This window comes from Clostridium sp. (assembly GCF_036781005.1).
GTDB lineage: Bacteria > Bacillota > Clostridia > Clostridiales > Clostridiaceae > Clostridium_B.
The window spans coordinates 1-26179 of sequence record NZ_DAIQBT010000001.1; the positions used below are offsets into that span (position 1 = coordinate 1).

Below are 26179 nucleotides of genomic sequence, written 5' to 3' on the forward strand. Positions count from 1 at the left end.
TTCAAGCAATTTATAGCCTTTTTACTGGAATTGGAATCAATAATTACGTAATTAAGCAATGATAGCTTATATCTTTCTAATGATATATTAATGTCATATATTGAGGGATATTTTCTTCCCCGCCATTTAGGAGTAATATTTTTTTGTATGCTTTCTATTTCAAAGGATCTTAATTTATAAAAATCGGCTTTCATAGAAGCGTAACCACACATATTACATACCCAAACATCATAAAAATATGGGTTTATAATGTTGTATTTTATATAAAAATCACTTTCTTTTTTTTTCATTCTGTAACCAGCTATTTTTACTGTACGAACTAAAAATTTATGCTGGCATACTGGACAAGTGACTTCTTTATCATATAAAAGCATATCTTCTGTTATTTCAGGGGTTTCTTTTACTATATTTTCTTCTTTATATTTTTTATATACTTCAATATTGTTTGCGTTTGTGAATCCTAATTCTTCTAAACCTGAAAAAATATTTGTACCCTTTTCCATGTTTATTATATTCCTTTCTTTACCTTTGAAAATTAGGTTATTTTGTATTACCTAAAAATATTATATCAAATATTCTGAAAATATACTACAAAATGTGCTATAAATTTACAATAATATATAGTTGATTTTCTAAAAACTCTTATTTGTAATATTGTGATTTTGATAAAAAAGTAAAAATAAGTTATAATATGAGCATAATATACGGATCTGACATTTTAGGGACATGGATATTGTTTTAAAAAACAGGATAAAATATTGGCAATAACTTTTAATAGAACTTTTTTATCAATTATATAAAGTATATATGAAAAAATGCATTAAAGTATAATGGACCCAATAAAAATCGGGGGAAAAACATGATATTTTTCATTAAACTTAAAAAGATGATTGTGTATAGTAAGAAGAATATAGGACTATTTCTTATAGAGACAATTAGATATAAAAAGTTAGATTTTAAGTTTAGGGGTGATGACATGGATGTGTATGTAGCTAGGCAAGCTATTTTTGATATAAATAAAAAATTAGTAGCGTATGAACTTCTCTTTAGAAATAATAACATTAATAAATTTTTTCCTGTGGAAAATATAAATCCCACCTTAAATGTAATTAAAAATAGTTTTTCAATTATAGGATTGAATGAGATTACAGAGGGAAAACCAGTGTTCATAAATTTTGATGAAATGCTTTTAAAGTCAGGAATTATTGAAACTCTTAACAAGGATCTTGTAGCAGTAGAAATATTGGAAACAGTAAATCCCGGGGATACAACAGTTCAATATTGTAAAAATTTGAAGTCTAAAGGATATACTATTGTCTTAGATGATTTCCAATATAGCGGTAAATTTGATAAATTAATAGAATATGTGGATATAATTAAAGTGGATTTTACTATTACTAAAGGAAAAGAAAGAAAAGAAATTATGGATAAGGTAAAAAACCAAAATATAAAGTTTCTTGCAGAAAAAGTGGAAAAACAAGAAGATTATAAGGAAGCATTAAAATACGGATATTCTTATTTTCAAGGATATTTTTTTTGCAGACCAGTGATTATATCAGGAAGTGATATTTGTGGCTACAAACCAACCTATACTAAATTGATTAAAGAGTTGAACAATGAAATTATAGATATAGAAAATGTTGAAAATTTAATTAAAAGTGATGTCTCACTTTCTTGTAAATTATTGAAAATTATAAATTCAGCTTACTATAGTTTGACTACACGGGTTAAGTCTATTCGCAATGCCATTATGATTATTGGAATTGATGAGTTAAAAAGGTGGATTTTTGTTATGGAATTAAAGGCTATGAATAAAAGCAGTATAGAAGAACTAACAAAGATTTCTTTAATTAGAGGATATTTTGGAGAATTTATAGTGAGAGAAATAGATTTTGGAGTAGAAAAGTTTGATATGTTTTTAGCAGGATTATTTTCACTGGTAGATGCATTAGCAAATCAGCCATTAGATAAAGTATTGAATACATTACCCGTGTCACAGGATATAAAAGATGCATTAATGTGCAGGAACAATATGATGGGTGAGCTACTTGATTTAATTGTAAAGTATGAAAGGGGAACCTGGGAGGAAGTAAATATACTGGTGAAAAAAATGGGATTGGATAGAGAGTTTTTGACCAATTGTTACTTAAAAGCCATAGGAAGTGTAAAAGGTTTGGATGTAGCATGAAAAAAGTGATTAAAAAGTTCATATTTTATGTTAAAAGTACACTTCAAAGGAGGAGTTTTTCATGAAAAAACTTTCAGATTGTGTAGTCCTAATTGTAGATGATACAGAGGACAATTTAGATATTCTTGTAGAAACTCTTGGAAATGATTATGAAGTTTCAGTAGCTATGGATGGAGAAACTGCACTAGAAAGTATTAAAATGGAAGTGCCTGATATTATATTGCTTGATATAATGATGCCGGGAATGGATGGCTATGAGGTATGCAGACAGATAAAAACGGATAAAAATATGGCAGATATTCCTATTATTTTTTTAACTGCAATTACAGATGTAGATAGCAAGACCAAAGGATTTGAATTGGGAGCTATAGATTATATAACAAAACCTTTTGAAATTATGGAAGTGCAAGCAAGGGTACGGACCCATCTATCTTTAAAACTTGCTAAACATGAATTGTCAGAAAAAAATGAAATTCTCAAAGAAAAAACAGTAGAACTTAAAAGTGCGGTAAGTGAACTTGAAGCCTTTTCATATACTATTTCCCATGATTTAAAATCTCCTTTAAGGGCTATTGAGGCTTATAGTAGAATTATAGTAGAAGATCATAGTAAAATTCTAGATAAGGATACAAATGAAATGGTTAATGATATCAGGGGTTTATGTAGCAATATGATCTATATGATTGAAAAACTATTGGAATATTCTAAAATGACTCATTTAAATATTTGCAAGGAACCATTGGAGCTTAGTGAAATGTTTAATTCAGTTTTTAAGTGGTGTGAATCTATTTACCCCAATAGATCTATTAAATTTGAATTTGAAACTGGAATTCCGGTGGTTTTAGCAGATAAAGTTTTAATGGAGCAAGTTATTTATAATATAATTTCAAATGCTGTTAAGTTTACTAAAAATAGAGAAAAAGCATTTATTGTTGTGGGATGTAAAAGAGGAGTAAATGAGTATATTTTTTATGTAAGAGATAATGGGGTAGGAATTGACATGGAATTTTCAGAAAAATTATTTGGTATTTTTCAAAAATTACATTCTCCAGATGAATTTGAGGGAAATGGTATAGGGCTTGCCATAGTAAAGAAGATAATTGAAAAGCATGGTGGAAGAACATGGATTGAAAGCCAGGTGGAGGAAGGTACTACAATATATTTTGCTTTGCCGGCGGATATTTCTTAATTTATGTATTTTATTGAAAAGAGATGGTATGAAATTGTTTGAGGCTATGATTGTAGATGATGTAGAAATTATAAGAAAAGAATTAAAAAGATTGAAGATATGGGGTGAACAGACGGGATTTATCATCACGCAGGAAGCAAAAAATGGACAAGAAGCTATTAAAAAGCTGAGAAATAAAAATACAGATATTGTAATTACAGATATTAAGATGCCCGTTGAAGATGGCATAGATATTCTAAAAAAAATTATTAAAGAAGAATTATCTTTATGTGTAATTTTAATGAGTGAATACAGCGATTTTGAATATGCAAGGCAAGGTATTGTGTATGGAGCCTTTGATTATATTGTGAAACCTGTAGATGAAGAAAAAATAAAAGATGTACTTTTAAAAGCTGCTAAATACATAGAAAAAAAGAAATTTGAAAGGGCAAAGGTAAAAAAACTAGAAACTAAACTTGAAGAGAAGTTGGAAGTTTATTATTCTCCAAAAGACGTTGAAAAAATAGTAGATTTATTTAAAGATGTAGATGAAAAAGTTATAGAAATGTCATCCAATTTAATAGAAGAAGTTGGAATAGCAGTTGATTATAATCCATTGAAAGCAGCCTATACTTTGAGAAAAATCATGTACGATTTGATTGAATCTTTAAAGAAAATTTATCCTTGGATGGAGAAACTTTTATTTATGTCAAGATATAAGTACATTGACTTTATAAGTATTCCTAAATTTTCTGATATGAAAGTGATTTTTTTGAAAGTTATAGAAGAACTTATTGTAAATATAAGTAAATTTCAATTTGGAAGTGAAATGAACAGCATGATTAGAAATATATGTAAAATAATTTTAGAGAATGTAGACATCGGTATCTCAGTAAAAAGTATTGCAGAGCAGATGTTTTTAAACCCATCCTATTTAAGTACAACATACAAGGAAAAAACCGGGAAATCTCTTGTGGAATATATAACTATGGTTAAGATGGAAAGGGCAAAAATACTTTTCCATGACAATAATTTAAGAAATTATGAAATTGCAGATAAGTTAGGATATAAAGATGTAGAGTATTTTGGAAAATTATTTAAAAAGTATACTGGAATGACTCCATCAAAATTTAAAATTAGCTGTGAAAATGATAAATATGATTTCACCTAGGTTTTTTCCGGGTATAAAGGGGGTATTTTTCATTATCGCAGTAATATTATATTTTGTATAATATACTAAAGTAGTATATGTGAATAATTATTGTAAATATTAAAGAATTATTGAGGAGTAAAAGTTATGGAAGATACATTTGGAAATTTTAAAGAAGCAAATGCCAATATTAAAATACAAATTTTAGATCAGATTCCTACCATGGTAATGGCTGTGGATAGAGAATTAAGGATAACTTATATGAATTATGCGGGACAAAAACTTGTTAATAGAAAATGGGAGGATATCCTGGGGAAAAAGTGCTGTGATGTCTGGAGTTCCCTGCATTGCAATACTAGTGAATGTAACATGTATAAATCCATAGAAAGCGGAAAAATGTGTTCTGCGCGAAATGAAATGACAATAGGTGATTTTAAAAAACCTTTTGAATACTACTCAGTACCTTTAAGGGACGAAGAGGATAATATAATTGGAGGTTTGGAATTTGTTATTGATATAACGGAGAGGATGCAATATGAAGAGAGATTAAAAGAACAAAGCCAAACTATCAGGGAAATGTCAACACCGACTATAGAATTATGGGATGGGGTGTTGGTTCTTCCTGTAGTGGGAGTTGTAGATTCCATGAGAGCTCAACATATGATGGACAGTATGTTAAATAAAATTGCAGAGACATATTCCAAGGTTATAATTATGGATATTCAAGGGGTAGCTGCAGTGGATACTGCAGTTGCAAATCATCTTATCAAAATAACAAAGGCTACAAAACTTATGGGCTGTGAATGTATACTTTCAGGGATCACCCCTGCAGTTGCACAGACTATAATCCAACTTGGAATTAATATGGATACTGTAAAAACAAAGTCTACTTTAAGCGATGCCCTTGCAGAGGCCTTTAAAATACTTAATTTGGAAGTAAAAAATAAAGAGAGATAATAAGGAAATTATATGGAAAATTTTAATAAACGTTTAACTACTTCAGTTACAGCAGTAAAAGGGTGTCTTATTGTGAATTTACCAAAGTATATTACAGATTATGATGTAAAAATAGGAAGTAGAAGTATACTTATGAAGGCTAATAATTCTTATATCAGGGGAACCATATTGGATTTTAGTATGGTGTCTATACTGGATTCTCATAGTTTTAAAGCCTGTGAAGAAGTTTCACAAGCTATTTCTCTCATGGGAGTTCAGGTTATATGGATTGGTATAAGACCTGGAATAGTATCTGCCCTAATGGATTTGGATTTGGATGTAACAGGTGTGAAAACGGCAGTAAATTTAGAACATGCCATTAAAATGATTTCAAATTTCTAATTAAGTTAGAGGTAAATATCATGAATAAATTAAAAAAATTTAGTCTTTATCAAGGAAAAAATGTAGATGTATTAGAGTCGCAAATTGTTAATTTATTGGAAGGATATGACAATGGTTATGTAATATTTGTTACAAGACAAATGTCATCAAAGGTAGGTTTTACATGCACTGATGAAATGATGATTGCAACAGCGGCCTCTGAATTATCCACAAATATTATTCGCTATGCTAAACAGGGAGAAATTATTATAAGTATTATTAGGGATTTAAATTATAGAAGAAAGGGAATTGAAATATATGCAGGTGATTTTGGACCTGGAATAAGGAATATAAATCTTGCTATGAAGGAAGAATATAGTTCCATGCCTAATAGTCTAGGTCTTGGACTTCCAAGTGTAAAAAGAATTATGGATGAGTTTTATATAGAATCTTTTCTTGAAATAGGCACTCGTATTATCGGACGAAGGTGGAAAGAATAATGTCAAATGTAGACTTGGGAATATGTATTAAGGCTTTGCTTGGTTCTCTGGATGAGTGTGGTGATATAGCAGTAGTGGAAAAGTATGAAAATCAGTGTTTTATTGCATTGATAGATGTACTTGGACATGGTCAAGAGGCCAGAGAAGTGGCACTTCTTGCAAAAAAGTATTTAGAAAATAATTATAGAAATGATCTTGTAGATATCATGAATGGGCTTCATTGTCACTTAAAGGGAACGAGAGGTGCAGTGGCTGCAATGTGCCATTTTCATATTTTAACCGGAGAATTTAATTATGTAGGGGTAGGCAATATTACTGTAAGGGTTTTTGGAGTAAAAAATTTAAGACTTATTCCAAAGGGCGGAGTAGTTGGATATATGATGACAAATCCTAAAAAACATACTATAAGATTACATCCAGATGACACTGTACTTATACATTCTGATGGAATAAGAGAACACTTTGATATATTACAATGTTCGGGATTGTTAAAGGAAAATTCAGAAAGTGCTGCCAGAGAAATTGTAAGAAAATTCGGAAGAAAAACTGATGATATATCCTGTGTAGTATTAAAATATTTGGTTTAGGACTTTTAAAAGAGGTAGGAGATATGATTGAGCTAGGTATTCTTAAAGTTAATAAGAATTTTATAATTGAAATCATTAAAAAAATTCGAAGGTTTGTTAACATGCTGGGATTTTCAGAGGCTGAGGCTGTAAGAGTTGAAACAGCTGTGTCTGAAATATGCCATATAGGTATCGATAAGGATAAGGAAATATTTATTTCAGTATTCATTACCGAAATAAATAATTGTAAATCATTGTTATTCAGATTTATGGCCATTTCAAAAAGTGGAAATTATTTTTTTGGTAATAAATTTTTTCACGAATTTTATTTAAAAAACTTACAAGATGGTTCTTTGATAGCAGAAGGATTTTATTATTTAAATAACTTAAGGGTTCCTTTAACAGATGATTTTATTGAAAAAATGAGAAGAGAATTGTCGGTTTTATCCAGAAGAGAACTAATGAATGAATTGGAAAAGAAGAATAATGAATTAATTGCTTACGCAGAAGGATTAAAAGAGGCAAAAAATATTGCAGAAGATGCAGCACAAGCCAAAGCTGATTTTCTTGCTAATATGAGCCATGAGATTAGAACTCCAATGAATGCTATTATGGGAATGGTTTACCTAATTCAAAAAACAGATTTAAATCCAAAGCAGGAAGATTATATTTGTAAAATACAGGCATCTAGTGATCATTTACTTAGGATTATTAATGATATATTGGATTTTTCTAAGATAGAATCAGGTAAATTTGAGATTGAAAACATATATTTCAATATGGATACAGTACTTGACAATTTAGCAGTTATTATTGGTGAAAAATGCTCGCATAAGGGTCTTAAGTTAAAGTTTGATATTGATCCTATGCTTCCAAAAAATTTAAATGGAGATCCGCTGAGAATTGGTCAGATACTTATAAATTATGCAGATAATGCTGTAAAATTCACAGAAAAAGGGCAAATTATTGTACGAATTAAAAAAGAAAAACAATTTTCCAATATATGTATAGTGAAATTTGAAGTTCAGGATACAGGTATAGGTATGACACAAGAGCAGAAAAATAGTCTTTTTAAACCTTTCCAGCAGGCAGATACTTCCATAACCAGGAAATATGGTGGTACAGGGTTGGGTCTTGCCATCTCTAAACAATTGGCAGCTTTAATGGGCGGTGAAGTAGGAGTTAAAACAGAATTAGGAAAAGGAAGCATATTTTGGTTTACTGCAAAATTGGGCGTTAATGGATTAGCAGAAAAAGAATATGTATCTTCTAATACAACAGAAGAAATTCTTACCTTTATGGCTGGTATACGTGTATTACTTGTTGAAGATAATGAACTGAATCAGCAGGTTGCTGTAGAATTATTGAAAGATAGAGGATTTTTTATTGATATTGCAGAAAATGGAGAAGTTGCTGTAAGAAAGGTCAATGAGGCACAGTATGATATTATACTCATGGATATGCAGATGCCTGTAATGGACGGGGTAACAGCTGCAGAGGAAATTAGGAAAAATTCTAAATTTGCATCAATACCAATTATTGCAATGACAGCAAATGCTATGATTGGAGATAGGGAAAAATGTATGCAGGCAGGGATGAATGATCATATTGCAAAACCCATTGATCCTAAAAAATTATTTTCAATGCTGGTTAAATGGATACCTGCGGCAAAGCTTAAAGTAAGAAAGGATCAACAGCAGGTTAAGCTTGATAATGATAATGAAAAATTTCAGCTTAATATACCAGGGCTGGATTTTGAACTGGGGCTAAAAAGAGTACTTGGCAAGAAAGAATTATATATAAATTTGCTTAAGAAGTACGTATCAGGGCAAAAAAATGTTTTTGTAGAAATGGAAAATATGTTGTCTAAAGGAGATTGGCGTTCTGCAGAAAGGCTTGCCCATACTTTAAAAGGGGTATCAGGTACTATTGGTGCGGTTACTATACAACATAAAGCAGAAATTTTGGAAACAGCTCTTAGGAAACATACTTCCTTTGACTTATTAAATCCATTAATGAGAGAAACAAATGTAATGCTTGATGAAATTATAACACATTTAGAGAATTTACTTCCAGAAGAAGAGGATATATCAAAGAATGAAAAATCTTTTTCTAAACCAGAGGAATTATTAAAAGTCTTAGAGAAAATTAAACCATTTGTTGAAACAAGAAAACCCAAAAAATGTGCTGAAATTATGAAAGAATACAAAGAGTTAATCTGGCCTTCTCAAATTCAAATGCAAGCAGCAGAATTTCAGAAACTTGTTTCAAGATATAAGTTTAAAGAGGCAATGGATATATTAAAATTATTAACTGCAAATATTAAAAATATGGAATAATTCATTCAATAATACGTAATATCAGTACTTTTTAAATATAATAGTAATCAGTATTAGCATAAAAAAGAGGAGATAATTTTCATGAGTGTTAAGTTAAAAACATTGCTAATTTCTATTATAAGTTTTATAGTTATCAGTGTTGTTACATTTGTAATATTTCACACTGTTATTTTAAAATATATAAATGAAATAAAAATTCAGCATTTAAATAATAATTTTGAGGCAGTACAAAAGTTATTGGATAGAGAAGAGGATAATATAAGTAAAACCGTCCTTAACTGGACTCAATGGAATGATTCTTATAATTTTACAACAGGAAAAAATAGTCAATTTTTTATAAAAGAGGAACTTCAAAATTCCATGTTAAAAAATTTAAATTTAAATTTTATGGTTTTTATAGATGCACAGGGACATATAGTCCACAGTATAACAGATAAAATGGAAAATAAAACAGAGAATTTCTTAATAAATAAGATTTTTAATAAATCAACATCTCTTAAAAATAATTCACAAACATATTCTGGAATTTTAAATGTAGATGGCAGAATATTTACTGTTAGTATTTTACCTGTAACTACTACAGATGAAAAAATAAAAAATAATGGGAGTTTAATAGTTGGGAGATATATTGACAGTTCGTTTTTCAACTATGTATATTCCGTAACTAAGGCTAGAATTGATTTTAAAGAAATATCCCCTTCTAATGAAATAAATACCTCTAAAGTTAAAGAAAATGATAAATACATTAGTTTATATAAACCTATAGAAGATATATATGGTAATAAATCCATAGTTTGTTCTGTTTCCATGGAGCATGGCGAGTATGACATAGGTGAATCTTATTTTAAAATTATACTTTTGATTTTTTTTATAATTCTAGCCTTAATTTTTGTTGCGTATTTTATTATAATTAATAAATATATACTAAATCCACTTGAAATTTTAAGTGAATTTATGGGCAGCATTGCAAATACAAAAGATATTAAGGCTCGTATAAGTTTATCTGGCAATAATGAAATTAAAAATATTGGAAGTGCTGCAAATAAGATGTTATCAGAATTGGAATCTGCCTACTATAATATTTTTTATTTAAGTTATTCTGATAAATTAACGGGACTTAAAAATAGAGCGTATATTGAAAATGAATTTCACAATCTTGATAAAAAGCAAAGAGATGATTATTTAATAATAATGGGGGATATAAATGGCTTAAAGCTTATAAATGATACCTTTGGACATAAAGAAGGGGACAGATTAATTCGTACAGTAGGATGTATATTAGAAAGTGTCACTTCAAAAGATGATATTGTAGCGAGGTGGGGAGGAGATGAATTTGTAATACTTGTTATAGGTAAAAATCGTCTATACTTATCCCATATAATCCAAAAAATAAAAGATGAATGTGAAAAAATTGAAAATTTTAGTTTTAAGGTTGGTATAGGTCTGGGGAGTGCACAAAAAAGTGAAGGAGATAGCTGGGAAACAGTGTTGCGCTTGGCAGAGAAAAGAATGTACAAAAATAAAATTACAGAAGTAAGAAGCTCAAGAAATAGAACTTATCTATCCTTAGTAAATACTTTATATGAAAATCATATTGAAACAAAAGAACATACGGGAAGGATTAAGGAATTCAGTCATAATCTAGGGGAAAAAGTGGGCTTATCCAAAAATGAATTAAAGGAACTGGAAATATTAAGCTTAATACATGATATTGGGAAACTGGGAATACCTGACCATATATTAATGAAGTCCGGAAAGTTAACTGATGAAGAATGGCAAATGGTAAAAGAGCATACTGAAATAGGATATAGAATAGCTAAGGCTACACAAGAAGTATCCCATATAGCTAAGGAGATACTTTATCATCATGAAAATTTTGATGGGACAGGTTATCCTGAAGGACTTAAGGGAAAAGATATACCAATTTTATCTCGGATAATTAATGTAGTCAGTTGTTTTGATACAATGGTATATGAAAGAAATTATAGCATACATGTTGCAATAAGAGAGTTAAAGAAATATTCAGGAACTAAATTTGATCCTTTTGTGGTAAGTGAATTTATAGATATTTTAGAGAAATATAAGGGAAAAAACAACAAACTTATTATTTAAAAAACTATTACTTGTTATAGTCACAAACTATAACAAGTAATAGTTTTTTGGATTTACACTATAGGCATTGATTTTTGTTATGATTAACTTAGAAAAAATTTTTGCTGAAAGGATATAGTGTTATGAAAAATTCAATTATTGGTTACCCTAGAATAGGCAGGTTTCGTGAACTAAAATTTTGGACAGAGGATTATTTCAAAGGAAATTTATCTTTGGATAAGCTTAATGAAAATGTGAGCAATTTAAAAATAGAACAATGGAAACTATTAGATCAGACAGGTATTGATTTTATACCCTCTAACGATTTCTCTTTTTATGATGGAATGCTTGATATGGCAGTTCTTTTAAATGTAATACCACACAGCTATAAATCCTTGAATTTGAATAAATTAGATACCTACTTTGCAATGGCTAGGGGGTATCAAGGAGAAAAAGGCGATATTAAAGCACTTCCTATGAAAAAATGGTTTAATACAAATTATCATTATATAGTGCCGATGGTGGAAGAGGATACAAGAATCCAGTTAATTGGTGAGGAGCCTTTTAATGAATATGAGGAAGCTTTGAAGGTTGGAATTAAAACAAAGCCTGTAATTATAGGTGGGTTTACTTTCTTGAAATTAGCACATTATAAGGATACAAAAAGAATAGATGATTTTGTTGAAGACATAATTGAGGTATATAAAAATATTTTTGAAAGATTAAATGAATTAAAGGTGGAATGGGTGCAGATTGATGAACCTATTTTAGTTACGGATTTAAGTAGAGGGGACATAGAAATATTTAAAACAATATACAGAGAATTATTAAAATATAAAGGTAAACTTAATGTACTCATTCAAACATATTTTGGAGACATCAGAGACTGTTATAGTGAAGTGATTTCTCTTGGTTTTGATGGAATAGGACTGGATTTTATAGAGGGGGAAAAATCTTTAGAGTTAATTAAAAACGAGGGATTTCCAGAAGATACCCTTCTTTTTACAGGTATAATAAATGGTAAAAATATATGGAAAAATTCTTATGAAAAATCTCTTAAAGTTTTAAATGAACTTTCAAAGCACATTAAAAAAGATAATATTGTAGTAAATACAAGCTGTTCCCTGATGCATGTTCCATACACTTTAAAGAATGAAATAAAGCTGCCAGAAGACTGTAAAGCCCATTTTGCTTTTGCAGAAGAAAAGTTAATAGAGCTTGCAGAATTAAAGGAAATTTTTTATGATTCCAATTATATAAATTCAAACAAATATAGGGACAATACTCTTCAGTTTATGAAAAAATTAAATAGTAATAATTCTGAAGTTAACAAAAAAATTCAGAATTTAACCGAAAAAGATTTTATAAGACTTCCAGGGTTTCAAGAAAGGGCAAAAATTCAAAAAGATTTTTTAAAACTTCCACTACTTCCAACTACCACAATAGGCTCTTTTCCCCAGACTCCTGAAATAAAATCAAATAGGGCAAAGTTTAAGAAAAATGAAATTACAAGAGAAGAATATGTAAAAAAGATAAAGGAAAAAATTAAGGAGTGTATAGAATTTCAAGAGAAAATAGGTATTGATGTTTTAGTTCATGGCGAGTTTGAGCGAAATGACATGGTAGAATACTTTGGAGAAAATTTAAATGGATTTTTGTTTACAGAAAAGGCCTGGGTTCAATCCTATGGTACACGCTGCGTGAAACCCCCTATAATATGGGGAGATATTTCAAGAGTAAAGCCCATTACCTTAGAATATTCCAAATATGCCCAAAGTATTGCGTCAAAACCTGTAAAAGGCATGCTTACAGGGCCTGTAACTATTCTTAACTGGTCCTTTCCAAGAGAGGATATTTCATTAAAAGAAATGGCCTTTCAAATTGCACTGGCAATAAGAGAAGAGGTTTTAGAACTTGAGGAAAACGGAATTAATATAATTCAAATAGATGAAGCAGCATTAAAAGAAAAACTTCCTCTTAGAAAGAGCAGTTGGCATGGCGAATATTTAGATTGGGCAATTCCGGCTTTTAGACTGGTTCACAGTGGATGCAGGGCAACTACTCAAATACATACACATATGTGTTATAGTGAATTTGAAGAAATAGTAAAAGATATTGATTCCATGGATGCAGATGTAATTTCTTTTGAAGCATCACGTTCAAATTTATCCATTATTGAGGCTTTAAACAAAAATAATTTTATTACGGCAGTGGGGCCTGGTGTATATGATATTCATTCACCTAGAGTACCTGGGGTAGAAGAAATTATCAAGGCTATTAATTTAATGCTTGAAAAAATCAGCAAAGAAAAACTTTGGATTAATCCAGATTGCGGCTTAAAAACCCGAGGTGAAAAAGAAACTTTCCCAAGTCTTAAAAATCTGGTAGAGGCAGCTGGAAAAGTGAGGAATAAATTTGGAGGGTGTATATGAATATAAAAGAAAAACCTTTAGTTTTTGACGGGGCCATGGGAACATACTATCCTAGTGTTTCTAAAAATCCACTGCCAAAATGTGAGCTTGCAAATATCTATGATAGAGATACTGTATTAAAAATACATAGGGAATACATAGATGCAGGCTGCAAAGCAATTAAAACAAATACCTTCGGGGCCAATAAAGTTAGTCTTGAAAGTGATTTTCATAGGGTAAGAGAAGTTATAGTAAATGGATATGAAATTGCAAAGAAGGCTGCAGAAGATAGGGATGTTTTGGTGTTTGCAGATATTGGACCAATTCCCTTTTTAGAAAGTATGGATTTATACGAAGGGTATAAAGAAATAGTAGATTTGTTTTTAGAGCTTGGAGCAAAATATTTTATATTTGAAACTTTCAGCAGTGACGAATATCTAGAGGAAATCTCTGAATATATAAAAGGAAAAGATCCGGAAGCATACATTTTAATGGAGTTTGCAGTTTCACCAGAAGGTTATACAAGAGTTGGAAAGTCGGGAAAAAAACTTATAGAAAATCTTTTAAAGATACCAACTATTGATGCCTGTGGTTTTAATTGTTTTTCCGGCCCTTATCATTTACTTCAGTATATTAAAACTTTTAATATAGGAAATGAAATTATATCTGTTATGCCGAATTCTGGTTACCCTACAGTGATAGATAATCGAACCTTTTTTGACAATACTAAAGAATATTTTGCCCAGCGAATGCTGGAAATTGCAAAACAGGGAGTGTCTATTTTAGGGGGCTGCTGTGGTACAACTCCGGAATTTATAAGAGAAACTGTTATAAAGTTAAAAAAATTATCTAAATCAGAAATTGTTTTAAAAAAACAGACAGAAAAAATTCATACTGAAAAACCAGTTGTTAAAAATATACTTTTACAAAAAATTAATAAAGGTAAAAAAATTATAGCAGTGGAGCTGGATCCTCCCATTGATACAGAAGTAGACTTTTTCTTAAATAGTGCTAAAACTCTTAAAGAACAGGAAATTGATGCCATAACTATTGCAGACTGTCCTATTGCAAGGGCAAGAATAGACAGCAGTCTTTTAGCCTGTAAGCTAAAAAGGGAATTAGATATCACAACTATTCCACATATGACCTGCAGAGATAGGAATATAAATGCGACAAAAGCACTGCTTTTAGGATTGAATATTGAAGGAGTAAACAATGTCTTGGTGGTGACTGGAGATCCTATACCATCCGCTGAGAGAAATGAAGTTAAGGCAATGTTCAGTTTTAATTCTGCAATACTTGCAAATTATATTACTACTTTAAATGATACAATATTTTCATCTCCTTTTAATATTTGTGGCGCTCTAAATGTGAATTCAAGAAATTTTAATACTGAACTTAAACGGGCTAAAACTAAAATAGAAAATGGTATAGCTGTGTTTTTGACACAGCCTATTTTGACAGAAGAAGCCCTGGAAAATTTAAAACTGGCGCGCAGAGAATTACCTGCCAGGATATTAGGAGGAATTATTCCAGTTGTAAGCTATAGAAATGCCTGTTTTATGAATAATGAAATTTCTGGAATAAGGGTTTCAAAAGAAATTATTAAACAATATAAGGATATTTCAAAAGAAGAGGCAGCTAAACTTGCAGTTAAAATATCCACTGATATTGCAGAGCAAGTTTACCCCTATGTAGATGGATATTATCTTATTATGCCTTTTAAGAGAATAGATATTATTTCTGAAATTATTCACAATATCAAAGCAAAAAATACCATTACAATATAGTAGTGGTGTTTTTTATTTTATCTGCTTTGTGGGCTCTGTATATGATGCATTTGGATTATCCATCTTTCCCATAAATATGCCTCCTGTCTTGGTATCTCTTATAATAAAGAAGAAAGGTCTGTTTGCCTTTATATAAGCTTTGTGTTTTATTTCATTTATGTATAAGTCCTGGCTTGTTATAGTATTGGTTGTAAGCTTTGTAAAATCTACTTCTCTAGAATTGAAAGCTTTATTCATTCTCAAAGCTTTTAATGTATCATTTAAATCTACATCATAGTACATTTTAAATTTAGGAATTTGCTGCAGAACATAGGTATTTTTAAAGTTATTTATCCACATATGAAATTTTTCTTTAGTAATACTTTTGGTAAAATCATTTATGTTTACAATTTCCTTAGGTAAAAATATATCCATTTCCATATTGTCGTAATAAGGTAGTGAAATTGCCCGGAAATTGAATCCTTCTAGATAATTTACATAAGAAGTATTCTGCATAGTAGCTATATTTAGTTTATTGCTATTGGATAAAGTGAAATCTTCTTTTTTTGTATTACTAGTTAAAAATTGATCTTCCCATTTCCCTTTAAAACATAGAGAATTAATTAAAATGGCTCCAGTATCTTTATCTATACTATCCAGTATTTTTTTAATTTGACCTTCCGTATGATTATTAACCCATTTATTTATTTTCACTAAAGTATTTGCATCCTCTGATATTAAATTTTTCACTAAAGTATTCGCATCCTCTGATATTAAATTTTTCATTAAATTAAATGCAAAAGTATTATTTGTCGTAATCACAGAAGTAGCTTCATCTATGTTTATAATTTCTATATCATTAGTTGTAAGCTTCATCTGTATATTATTTTTAAGCGATCTGCTCGGATCTTTAAATACTATATCTTTGGAGATATTAAGATAGTATGTTTGTCCTAGCTTGTAACCTTCTTCTGGAGGATTTATATAAACATATTCTCCAGAATTATCTGTAGAAATTTTTACATTCATAAAGTTTCCTTGAGAGTCTTTTACATTTATAAATAGGGAATTTTCATCTACCGGTGTTTTGAATTTTATAGTCCAGGTTTTCATTATACTTATATTTTTCTTGGTCTCAAGTTGAGTTATTTGTGACTTATCATCTGAGTCTGCATGTACAGATGGGGTAAAATGGGTATACGTTGTCATAAATAACACAAGAAGAAATAGTGGAACAATTTTTTCCCACTTGCTTTTATTAAGCATATTACATCACTCCCCTTTAATCTTCATAATATTCCATATAATATTATAATAATATGAATGGCATTTTAAAGCAAATTGAAATTTTATATATTTTAATAAAATAAGTAATAAGTATCAGAGTATATAAGTATGGCTTCCATCTATACCTAATACCTATTAGAGGAAAGGGCAATTTAATGCATTAGGATAAAAAAGGTATATGTAAAAAGATGTCATAGTATGTAATACAGCTGTGAAATTTAAATATTATATTGTTATATAAAATGCTTTGTTTTTAATAAATTAATAAATAATTAATTAAAAAACTTGACTTTTGATAAAATAGAAAATATAATAATACGAAACAAAGTAAAACGTAATAAAGCTACTAGGCGTGGATTGAAGTGATCTTAATTCTTATAGGGATAGGAGGAATTTTCGCTATGAAAATGGATTTAACCATAAGGAGAGCTGACCAGGATGATATTGAAATGATGACTCAGTTGTTAAAAGTTCTTTTTTCTATTGAGGAAGATTTTATTTTTAACGAGGAAAAGCAGAGGAGAGGGCTTGAAATCATGCTTGAAGACAGGGAGAATCGGTGTGTATTTATAGCGGAGTATAATAGTCAAATTGTGGGGATGATTTCAGGGCAAGTTTTGATTTCAACTGCTGAAGGAGGCATATCTGTATTGGTAGAAGATTTAATTGTTAAAGAGGTTTACAGGAAACGGAGTATTGGAAAAGAACTCCTCTTTAAAATAGAGGAATGGGCAGCTTTAAAGAAGGCAAAAAGACTTCAGCTCTTATCGGAAAATGACAACTTCCCTGCGTTAAATTTTTATAGGCATTTAAACTGGAATGATACAGGTCTTATATGTTTAAATAAAAATGATATATAGACTATTTTAATGTATAAAGGATGGTGCATTATGTCAGTTATAATAAAGCACAATAAAAAATTTATTATAGATAGAACTTTACCAGAAATTATGAGAAGCTCAGAAAAGATTCATGAGAATATGATAAAAAATTTTTTAATATTATTAAAGGAAATAGGTGTAGATTTAATAGAGATAAATAAGAGTACTTTAAATAAAATTAAAAATTTGCCTAGAGACCTAGATTATATATACAGTATAGACGATATTTGTGATATATATTTTTTAAATAAATGTGAATTTAAATTTAAATATATATCTGTGGATTATAAAAAGGCTGTTACTTTTAATTTTAATAAGGATATTTTAAATAAATTAAAAGATAAGAAAATAATACTTGAAGTGGACATTAAAATTTTAGATAAATTGCTTTCAAGTGAAGGCAATGAAATTTTTAATAAGTTAGATATAAGCTGTGTGAGGATAAAAGGTGTTGTAAAATACAATTTATCAGGATGGAGCGAATTAATAGAAAATATAAAAATTCATTTTTCTACAGAGGTGGACTTTTGTCCGGATAATAGGTTTTATATGGCAACAGCAATAGCTATGGAAGCTTGTTCAGATGGTGCGGATTTTATAACAGCAGCTTTTAATGGATCAATTTATGGATTTGCATCTCTAGAAGAAATTGTCTTAGGGCTTAAAGTGATAAAAGATGGAGAAGTGTCTGGAAATTTAAAGTTAATAGGCGAACTGTCAAAAGTATATACACAACTGACAGGGGAAAAAGTCTACTGTATGAAAGCTGTAATTGGAGAAGATATATTTAAATATGAATCTGGTATTCATGTAGATGGAATAGCAAAAAATCCATATACTTATGAACCCTATAATCCCTATGATATTGGAGAAAAGAGGACTATGTATATAGGAAAACATTCAGGGAAAAAAGCGGTAATGCTGCGTCTTAAAGAGTTAAATATAGACTATGAGGGAATTAATGGAAATAATTTTTTGAGTAAAATAAGGGAAGTAAGCATTAAATTAAAGAGAAATATTTTTGATGAGGAACTAATTCAAATTTACAATGACTTCAAAAATACCTGTTTGCAATAAAAATAAAGAAGTGTCAATTATGCATAGAAAAAAGATTGTGCATCGTGAACTGTCAATTGTGCATTGAAAAAAGGGGGGGATGTAAGTTGAATGTTAATATTGTGGATACCACTTTGAGAGACGGAGAACAAAAGGCTTGCGTAGCATTAGGTATAAAAGAAAAAGTAGAAATTGCCAAAATTATAAATGATATGGGTATTACTCAGATAGAAGCTGGAATAGCATCTATGGGAGGAGATGAAAAGACAAGTATTGAAAAAATTGTAAATCTCAATTTAAACAGCAAGATATCATCATGGAATAGAATGAATATAGATGATATAAACCATTCCATGGATTGCGGCGTGGATATAATTCATATATCCATTCCCTCATCAGATCTTCAAATTAAATCTAAGTTAGGAAAAGATAGGAGTTGGGTTGTAAATGCTATAAAAAAGTGTGTTGATTACACTTTGGACAAAGGATATGAGGTATCTGTGGGATTGGAAGATGCCAGCAGGGCAGATATAAATTTTTTAGTTGAATTATGTGAAACTGTTTTTCAAATGGGAGTAGAGAGAGTCAGATATGCAGATACAGTGGGCATTTTATATCCGAGAAAGATTTTTTATCATATAGATAAATTGAGACAGGATGTGCCTGTGGAAGTAGAAGTACATACACACAATGATTTTGGAATGGCACTTGCTAATTCTTTAGGAGCAGTAGAGGCCGGAGCTGCATTTGTGGATTGTACTGTTACGGGTATAGGAGAACGGGCTGGTAATTGCGATTTTGTAAAGTTTGCTAAAGTTTTATATATGCTGGAAGGTAACAAGGTGTCCTGTAGAGATTTTGATGATTTAATAGAAATGGAACAACAAATTAAAGATATTATAAAATTGTCAGAGTAATTAAGAATCACTTGATTTGTATAGAAATAGGAAGGAGATTACTATGGGGATGTATATGGTAAGTTATGATTTAAGTCATCCGGATTACAATAATGAAAAAGTAAAAGAGACTATACAAAGTTATGAAAATTGGTGCCATTATATGGATATAACTACCTACGTAATAGAAACTTCTGCATCTTATAAAGATATAAGAAATTCTTTGAGTAAATTTTTAATAGGTACTGACAGGTTAGTTATTTGTGAAATTCCTAATCCTGAAGTGTGGGTTACAAATAAAAAGTTAAATTGGAAAAATAAAACCTATGATGCCGGACATAAAAAAGGTAATTATAAATTAGCAATTTCAAGCAAGACAGGTGAGAATATAGATGAACATTTTGGACATACTGATAGATTTTATATCTATTCCTATAATGCAAATGGTATCAATTTCATAGAAATAAGAAAAGTGTACAGGTATCGTATAGGAGTTGAGGAATGTAATAATCATGATGAGAAGATTTCTAAGATATTAGAAACTGTAGAAGACTGTGATATTGTACTAACTTTAAAAATAGGACCGGAGGCTATAAAAAAACTAGAACAAAAAGGTATTAAAGTAATTCAGATAAATACAACTGTAGATAAAGGAATTGAGAAAGCCTTAGAAGAGATTATAATAATGAATTAAATTGTTAAAATATTATCGTGAAAGGGGGATAGTATACTAAATTTATAAATATATTACAAATTTAGTATAGAGATTATGAATAAAGAAATTGCAGTATTAGAAAATTATAATGGAGAAATAGCTTCTTTTTTAGAACCGGGTACAGTTAAACTATATACTAAACAAGATAAAGACTGGAAGATAAAAGATGAAATAATTTTTTCAATATACAAAATAACAGATGTGAATTTAATTCGAGAAAGAATTATAAAGATGGTAGAATCTCTAGGACAATGCAAAATTTTTGTAGGAAAAAAAATTGGAGGAATTCCCTACAGCATTTTAGAAAGATTTGGAGTAAATTCCTGGGAAATAACTGGGAAACCTGATGAATTTCTAGATCATGTTATGGAAAAAGAGGAGGATGAAGAGCGTAAATTATTAGAATCTTCTCCAAAATGTCAAGATAAGTGTGTATGTGAACCTATTAAAATTGGACAAGAGGGTCATTATTTTTTAGATCTTATTAAGGTACAACAACAGAATCCTAATATTACTACCAAACAAATATTAGTTCCATTTTTTAAAAATCAAACCTTTTCTGAATTAACAATAAACTGTAGTCATGTTCCAAAGTGGTTTGAAAATGAATTGGATAATTTTGGTTTAAAGGCTGACGTTCAAATAGAAGAAAAGAACCGGTTTAAAGTAACTGTTAAATATAAGACATATTGAGACTGAAACCATGTCTATTTTACGTAAGATAATAAATAATTCAATAGAAAAAGGATTTATTAGGTGTTGTAAAATAACATAATAAATCCTTTTTTCTCAACAATTCTTATATTATAAAGCCAATGCGCCTTTTTCTGAAGTTCTTATTCTTATAACCTCAGTGACATCTTTTACAAATATTTTTCCATCTCCTGGATTATGGGTTTGATTTGTGCTAATAATTACATCTACCACTTCTTGTACATCCTGATCATTTACCATTATTGTAAACAATCTTTTGGATATTAGTCTGTGTTGTTCAGACAAATTTTCTGCTTGGTGTACATTTATAGATATTTCACCATTAGATACATTAAGGTCTACCATTTTTTTACCGCGTCCAAGAACTTTTCTACAGGTAAAACAAGGGAATCCCGCTTTTTTCAAATTAGTTGCAGTTTTATTTACCATATTCATTCTAATAATAGCGTTAATTTCTTTCATAGTGTCCTCCTTTATTTAAAGTTCTTTAGAACCTGTACTAATTGTGTAAACTTCGTTTACAGGTGCTGTGAAAATTTTACCGTCTCCAAATGCCCCTTCTTCTCCAGTTTTTGCTGTGCTTATTATAGTATCTATTACTTCATCTTTGTCAGTGTCATTTACAACAATCATGAGCATTTCCTTAGGAATTTCATCATAATGTATGGAACCCACCTGAAGCCCTTGCTGCTTGCCCCTTCCTACAACATCATATTTTGTAACAGCCGGAAAACCTGCATTTGAAAGTGCGGATAAAACTGACTCTACTTTTTCTGGTCTTATAATAGCTTTAATCATTAACATAGAATTTCCTCCTAACGAAAGTTATTTATTTTATGAACGTCCTTAATTTGAACGTTATTATCTTTAATTTTAGATATCAACTATAATATTTAAGAGTATTTAAATTTTCCATATATCATCGAAACATCTTTTTCTGTTTTTTATATTTCCTTTACTGCAGGTATAGCAAAAAATTTTTTTTGCTTCCCGCCTTGTAATGTTACACTCTGGGTTGTGTCTTATCCAATGAATAATATTTTTTAATCTGAACATATTAATATCATTTATTCCTGTATTTAAGAGTCTTTTAATTATTGGCTTAAGTCCACCTTCGTCAGACATAAATATAGTTATACTTAATGCTTTTGCAATGGCTAGCGAATACACTTCTCCTAAATGACCGTGTCTTTTACAGAGATTTTCAAGGCCTATATACTCTTCACATAAAATTTTAAATGAATCCTTGTACACACTATATCCAATTTTATCAAGTATATTTTTGGGATATAATATCTCTAATTTTTTCATAGCTATCGATTGTTCTAGCTGCTCTCTTTTTGTGAGAATCTCCTCTTTATAAACATATTCATGTATGTAAGCCTTATCTGTTATATTATCAATGATTTTTATAAAAGCATTTATATCTTCAAATTGTACTAACTTATAATAAATATCCGCATCTAAAATTAAACAGCTGTATTTTCCATTATAAGTCATAAGGTATCTCTTCTAACCCTTCTTTTGAAAGATGTTCAAGTAATTTTTTTTTTACACCAAGTTTTTCAGGTGTCAAATCAAATAATTTTAGTACATACTTTAATTTATCATAAGTTCTTACAGTCATCTCATAAGAATTAATTGCTAAATCGATAAAGTTAGAGAAGCTTTTAATTTTTGTTAGTTCGTTGTTCCTAGAACACAAACCAAGTCTATTTTGTAATCGAAATATGGAATTACTACAATTAATATTAATTAATTCTTCATATCTCTCATAAGATATTTTACCTATACAATATAATTTTAGTACCATAGGTTTATAAGGAAATAAAAATATATCCATTAGCCTTATAATATCTTCCATAGTTATAGAATCTAGTTTATTTATTTTCATTTTTAGAAGTTGCGATTCTAAAATTGTATCTTTTACCAATAACTCGGAGGCAAAATAATTTGCTAGCATTTCATTTTTATCTATATTTTCCATACTATCAAATATATAATTAAATATTTTATCTTCTACGAGGAGCTCTTCATGATTTTCGGCAATACCAATAATATGTGCAAATTCATGAGCTGCTGCAAATATTTGTATTTCATAGGACATGAAGGTATTTATGAAGATAATATTTTCTTTGAAATGATTATTGCCAGCTTTAACATAAAAAGCACACACATTATCATTGATAGGATAATAGAGTACTTTACCTACTGATTCTAATAGCTTAAGCATATCATCTTTTATTATAGGGTTAATGATGTGATTTTCTTCTATCAAAATATTAATTTTGGATTTGATACTTTCGATGTCATTTTCCAGAAGTATTTTTTTTAGATAATTTGAATTCATGCAAATCTTCCTCCATATTTATATATTCTTTAATTATGAAATATATAAGTTTAAAATTATCTTTGTTGTAAAAGCTGTTAACGAATTTTTCAGATAAATTATCTTTACAGTAAATCTTTTTCTTTTTCCTTAAAAGCTTTTCTGGATCTACATCTAAAGTATTTGCAATTTTAGTTATTTCAACAGCATTTAGTGCTTTCTTACCTTGTACAATTTGTTTAAATACTTCATCTGAAACTCCAATCTTATGGGCAAACATAGATTGAGTCCAATTTTTTTTGTTAAGTTCAATAAGAATGCTATTTCCAATTACTTCAAAGAAATTCACTGCAAGCACCTCACCATTATTTTTGACCTTCAGATGATATATTCTCTATTTAATATCAGTCCTTGGTGTTCGATAAAGTATGATAAATGTTTTTATAAAACATAATAAGTTGGTATTAAAAATTATATTACACAATATAAATGAGTATTTTAGATATTTAAATGTATTTTTATATTGTTTCGTATTATTATATTTTTTATTTTGATAAAAGTCAAGTTGTTGTAATGAATTTTCATTTAATATGAGATAAGTTTTTATTATGGAATTCCATAATAATATAGTAAATCGTTTGTAAATCCAATAAATAATTAACTATTTATCAATAAGTTGTGGATTTTTTAATAAATAATCAAAAATACTATTGCAATTTACGAAACATTACATTACAATATTAACAATATAATAATATAATGTTTTATATAAATTCAAATAAATTCGCATAAAAATATTATGCGATATTATTCCTATTAAAAATTAAAAGAAGGGATGTGTGAATAGAAAGAGTAAAGTTTTAGGTGGTTATTAATATATCAATTTTAATATTATATTTTTGATATATTATCATTAATAGTATATTTATTTTAATAAAATGTTAATGAAACTATTGCCTTTTTATAAAAATTGTGGTATATTTTCATATAAATTATTATTCAAAATCATACTAACACTTTTTATAAGAATCTAAAAAGGTCTGATGTCTAATCGATATTTTATTGCTGGATAGTTATATTGGTAATTAATTTAGAAATATAGAAAGATAATTGTAATTAGGTTGTGGATAATTTAGGTAGGTTAATATGAACATAAGGGTATATCTCTTAGTTTTGTGAAGGAAATGCCAAGAGATATACTCAAAAAAATGAGTTAGAATATGCCAAATTCTAACTACACATATTAAAATTATACCATAAAAGAGCAGCAGGTTCAATATAGTTTTTAAACTGCAATTAATAATCTAAGGCAAATATAAAAGATTCTAAATGAAAAGCTGATAAGGAGATGATTAAGTTGAAAAATAAAAATTTAAGGGCTATAGATTATAATTCATGTGAAATCTATGTTCCAATTAACAGGTCCATGAAATCAAATATACATCCTTGTTTTGGAGATAACGCCCATAAATTTGCCAGAATGCATATACCTGTGGCTCCTAAATGTAATATAAGCTGTAATTACTGCAGTAGAAAATATGATTGTGTAAATGAAAGTAGACCTGGAGTTACAAGTGAAATTTTAAGTCCAGAAGAAGCTCTTGAAAAATTTAAAGTAGTTAAAAATAACATGAAAAATTTAACTGTTGTAGGCATAGCAGGTCCTGGAGATGCATTGGCAAATTTTCAAGAAGTAAAAAAATCTCTAACTCTTATAAGGGAAGAGTCTTCTGAAACTATATTTTGTCTATCGACAAATGGCCTTATGCTTCCCTTTTATGCAAATGACCTTATAAAACTTGGGGTATCCCATGTTACAGTAACTATAAATGCTGTAGATAAGAAAATAGGAGCAAAAATTTATAAAGAAGTTAACTATTTAGGCCATAAATATACGGGAGAAGAAGGGGCAGAAATACTTTTGGATAATCAGCTTAAAGGTCTTAAGCATTTATGTTCTAGGGGTATGGTATGTAAAGTAAATATAGTTATGCTTAAAGGAATAAATGACAAACATATAAAGGAAGTTGTTAAAAAAGTTAAAGAGTGCGGGGCATATATGACAAACATAATGCAGATGATACCAGTTCCAGGAAGTAGATTCGAACATTTGCCTCTGGTTTCAAATATAGAATTGAATGAAATGAGAAAGGAATGTGAGGGTGATATAAAGCAAATGTATCACTGCAGACAGTGCAGGGCAGATGCAATAGGTACCTTGGCGCAAGATCGTTCTATAGACTTCAGAAATATAGGATGTGGGAGCTGTGAAAGTAAAAATTCTGTTAAAGCAGAAAAAGATGACACTGAAAAAAGTATATCTAAAGGTAAAAAATATATATTTGCAATATCTTCTGAATCGGGTGTTAATATAGACCAACACTTCGGACATACTGCTGAATTTTATATTTATTCATATGATTCAGGTGTTATAAAGTTTTTGGAGAAGAGAGATGTAAATAAATACTGTACAGGCACTAATGAATGTGATGAGCATGAAGATAAAATTTCAAGAATAATTAGAACTATAAAGGACTGTGATGGAGTACTTGTACTTAGAATTGGATTTGATCCAAAAGAAAAATTAGAAAAAAAAGGAATTAAAGTTATAGAAATGTATGACTCTATAAATAAAGGTATTCTTCGGGCTGTTCGGAAATTTGAACAGGAATCTCACTGTCAGTTATCTTCTGTTATTGGAAAGTAACAGATTTAGCTATAGATTGTTAATTATTAATTGGATAAGGAGGTGGTGTCTATAGTTGAAAGTAAAAGACAACATGGAATTTAAGTATTTAGTTA

Annotated in this window: 23 protein-coding genes and 1 pseudogene; 17 read left to right on the plus strand and 7 right to left on the minus strand. The window is 29.3% G+C overall.

Translation table 11 applies throughout. The annotated features are described in order from the left end of the window. Window positions 1–503, minus strand: a 503-nt coding sequence (locus V7Q02_RS00005; protein WP_333858895.1) for a DUF2225 domain-containing protein, incomplete at its 3' end; no start/stop codon positions are given. Between the two features lie 356 nt (window positions 504–859). On the opposite strand from V7Q02_RS00005, the gene V7Q02_RS00010 reads away from it, so the two are divergent. The 11 genes from V7Q02_RS00010 (at window position 860) to V7Q02_RS00060 (ending at window position 15520) form a co-directional block, all read left to right on the plus strand. Continuing rightward, window positions 860–2188: an EAL and HDOD domain-containing protein gene (locus V7Q02_RS00010; protein WP_333858896.1), complete on the plus strand. Its 1329-nt coding sequence runs from the start codon at window positions 860–862 to the stop codon at window positions 2186–2188. Window positions 2189–2249: 61 nt separating this feature from the next. Then, window positions 2250–3377: a sensor histidine kinase gene (locus V7Q02_RS00015; RefSeq protein ID WP_333858897.1), complete on the plus strand. Its 1128-nt coding sequence runs from the start codon at window positions 2250–2252 to the stop codon at window positions 3375–3377. A gap of 28 nt (window positions 3378–3405) precedes the next feature. Next, a complete protein-coding gene (locus V7Q02_RS00020) occupies window positions 3406–4527 on the plus strand; it encodes a response regulator transcription factor (protein WP_333858898.1) in 1122 nt (373 codons plus the stop codon). Between the two features lie 126 nt (window positions 4528–4653). Then, window positions 4654–5463, plus strand: a complete 810-nt coding sequence (locus tag V7Q02_RS00025) for an STAS domain-containing protein (protein ID WP_333858899.1) — start codon at window positions 4654–4656, stop codon at window positions 5461–5463. A gap of 12 nt (window positions 5464–5475) precedes the next feature. Beyond that, on the plus strand, window positions 5476–5844 hold the full coding sequence (locus tag V7Q02_RS00030) for a hypothetical protein (protein ID WP_333858900.1): 369 nt from the start codon (window positions 5476–5478) through the stop codon (window positions 5842–5844). A gap of 20 nt (window positions 5845–5864) precedes the next feature. Next, a complete protein-coding gene (locus V7Q02_RS00035; protein WP_333858901.1) occupies window positions 5865–6323 on the plus strand; it encodes an ATP-binding protein in 459 nt (152 codons plus the stop codon). Beyond that, complete coding sequence (locus tag V7Q02_RS00040) at window positions 6323–6910, plus strand: SpoIIE family protein phosphatase (protein WP_333858902.1); 588 nt, start codon at window positions 6323–6325, stop codon at window positions 6908–6910. The genes V7Q02_RS00035 and V7Q02_RS00040 overlap by 1 nt, the downstream gene beginning before the upstream one ends. Window positions 6911–6933: 23 nt before the next feature. Further along, window positions 6934–9228, plus strand: coding sequence for a response regulator (locus V7Q02_RS00045; protein WP_333858903.1), 2295 nt, complete (start codon window positions 6934–6936; stop codon window positions 9226–9228). 81 nt (window positions 9229–9309) lie between these two features. Beyond that, the gene (locus V7Q02_RS00050; protein WP_333858904.1) at window positions 9310–11340 is read left to right on the plus strand and encodes an HD domain-containing phosphohydrolase; all 2031 of its coding nucleotides are present in this window, start codon (window positions 9310–9312) and stop codon (window positions 11338–11340) included. 122 nt (window positions 11341–11462) lie between these two features. Next, complete coding sequence (gene metE / locus V7Q02_RS00055) at window positions 11463–13751, plus strand: 5-methyltetrahydropteroyltriglutamate--homocysteine S-methyltransferase (protein WP_333858905.1); 2289 nt, start codon at window positions 11463–11465, stop codon at window positions 13749–13751. Continuing rightward, the gene (locus V7Q02_RS00060) at window positions 13748–15520 is read left to right on the plus strand and encodes a bifunctional homocysteine S-methyltransferase/methylenetetrahydrofolate reductase (RefSeq protein WP_333858907.1); all 1773 of its coding nucleotides are present in this window, start codon (window positions 13748–13750) and stop codon (window positions 15518–15520) included. The genes metE and V7Q02_RS00060 overlap by 4 nt, the downstream gene beginning before the upstream one ends. 12 nt (window positions 15521–15532) lie before the next feature. Here the strand turns inward: V7Q02_RS00060 and V7Q02_RS00065 are convergent, their stop codons facing one another. After that, window positions 15533–16765, minus strand: a complete 1233-nt coding sequence (locus tag V7Q02_RS00065; protein ID WP_333858908.1) for a serpin family protein — start codon at window positions 16763–16765, stop codon at window positions 15533–15535. A gap of 422 nt (window positions 16766–17187) precedes the next feature. On the opposite strand from V7Q02_RS00065, the gene V7Q02_RS00070 reads away from it, so the two are divergent. The 5 genes from V7Q02_RS00070 to anfO all read left to right on the plus strand — a co-directional run bounded on the left by V7Q02_RS00070 (window position 17188) and on the right by anfO (window position 21027). Next, the gene (locus tag V7Q02_RS00070) at window positions 17188–17646 is read left to right on the plus strand and encodes a GNAT family N-acetyltransferase (protein ID WP_333858909.1); all 459 of its coding nucleotides are present in this window, start codon (window positions 17188–17190) and stop codon (window positions 17644–17646) included. 30 nt (window positions 17647–17676) lie between these two features. Further along, complete coding sequence (locus V7Q02_RS00075; protein ID WP_333858911.1) at window positions 17677–18744, plus strand: homocitrate synthase/isopropylmalate synthase family protein; 1068 nt, start codon at window positions 17677–17679, stop codon at window positions 18742–18744. 86 nt (window positions 18745–18830) lie between these two features. Then, entirely contained in the window at window positions 18831–19640 is an 810-nt protein-coding gene (locus V7Q02_RS00080; RefSeq protein ID WP_333858912.1) for a homocitrate synthase, read from the plus strand. A 43-nt stretch (window positions 19641–19683) separates the two neighbouring features. Beyond that, entirely contained in the window at window positions 19684–20313 is a 630-nt protein-coding gene (locus V7Q02_RS00085; RefSeq protein WP_333858913.1) for a NifB/NifX family molybdenum-iron cluster-binding protein, read from the plus strand. 75 nt (window positions 20314–20388) lie between these two features. Beyond that, window positions 20389–21027, plus strand: coding sequence for a Fe-only nitrogenase accessory protein AnfO (gene anfO, locus V7Q02_RS00090; protein WP_333858914.1), 639 nt, complete (start codon window positions 20389–20391; stop codon window positions 21025–21027). 111 nt (window positions 21028–21138) lie between these two features. On the opposite strand, the gene V7Q02_RS00095 is transcribed toward anfO, so the two are convergent. The 5 genes from V7Q02_RS00095 to V7Q02_RS00115 form a co-directional block, all read right to left on the minus strand. After that, window positions 21139–21510, minus strand: coding sequence for a P-II family nitrogen regulator (locus V7Q02_RS00095; RefSeq protein WP_333858915.1), 372 nt, complete (start codon window positions 21508–21510; stop codon window positions 21139–21141). A gap of 15 nt (window positions 21511–21525) precedes the next feature. Next, complete coding sequence (locus tag V7Q02_RS00100; RefSeq protein WP_333858916.1) at window positions 21526–21852, minus strand: P-II family nitrogen regulator; 327 nt, start codon at window positions 21850–21852, stop codon at window positions 21526–21528. 99 nt (window positions 21853–21951) lie between these two features. Next, on the minus strand, window positions 21952–22548 hold the full coding sequence (locus V7Q02_RS00105; protein WP_333858917.1) for a hypothetical protein: 597 nt from the start codon (window positions 22546–22548) through the stop codon (window positions 21952–21954). Then, window positions 22538–23398 carry an ImmA/IrrE family metallo-endopeptidase gene (locus V7Q02_RS00110; RefSeq protein ID WP_333858918.1) on the minus strand — a complete coding sequence of 287 codons (861 nt, stop codon included), beginning with the start codon at window positions 23396–23398 and terminating at the stop codon, window positions 22538–22540. The genes V7Q02_RS00105 and V7Q02_RS00110 overlap by 11 nt, the downstream gene beginning before the upstream one ends. Beyond that, window positions 23358–23726, minus strand: a complete 369-nt coding sequence (locus V7Q02_RS00115) for a helix-turn-helix domain-containing protein (protein WP_333858919.1) — start codon at window positions 23724–23726, stop codon at window positions 23358–23360. The genes V7Q02_RS00110 and V7Q02_RS00115 overlap by 41 nt, the downstream gene beginning before the upstream one ends. Window positions 23727–24812: 1086 nt before the next feature. Here V7Q02_RS00115 and nifB point away from each other — a divergent pair. After that, a pseudogene (gene nifB, locus V7Q02_RS00120) lies at window positions 24813–26084 on the plus strand (nitrogenase cofactor biosynthesis protein NifB); the annotation flags it as partial. Between the last annotated feature and the right edge of the window lie 95 nt (window positions 26085–26179).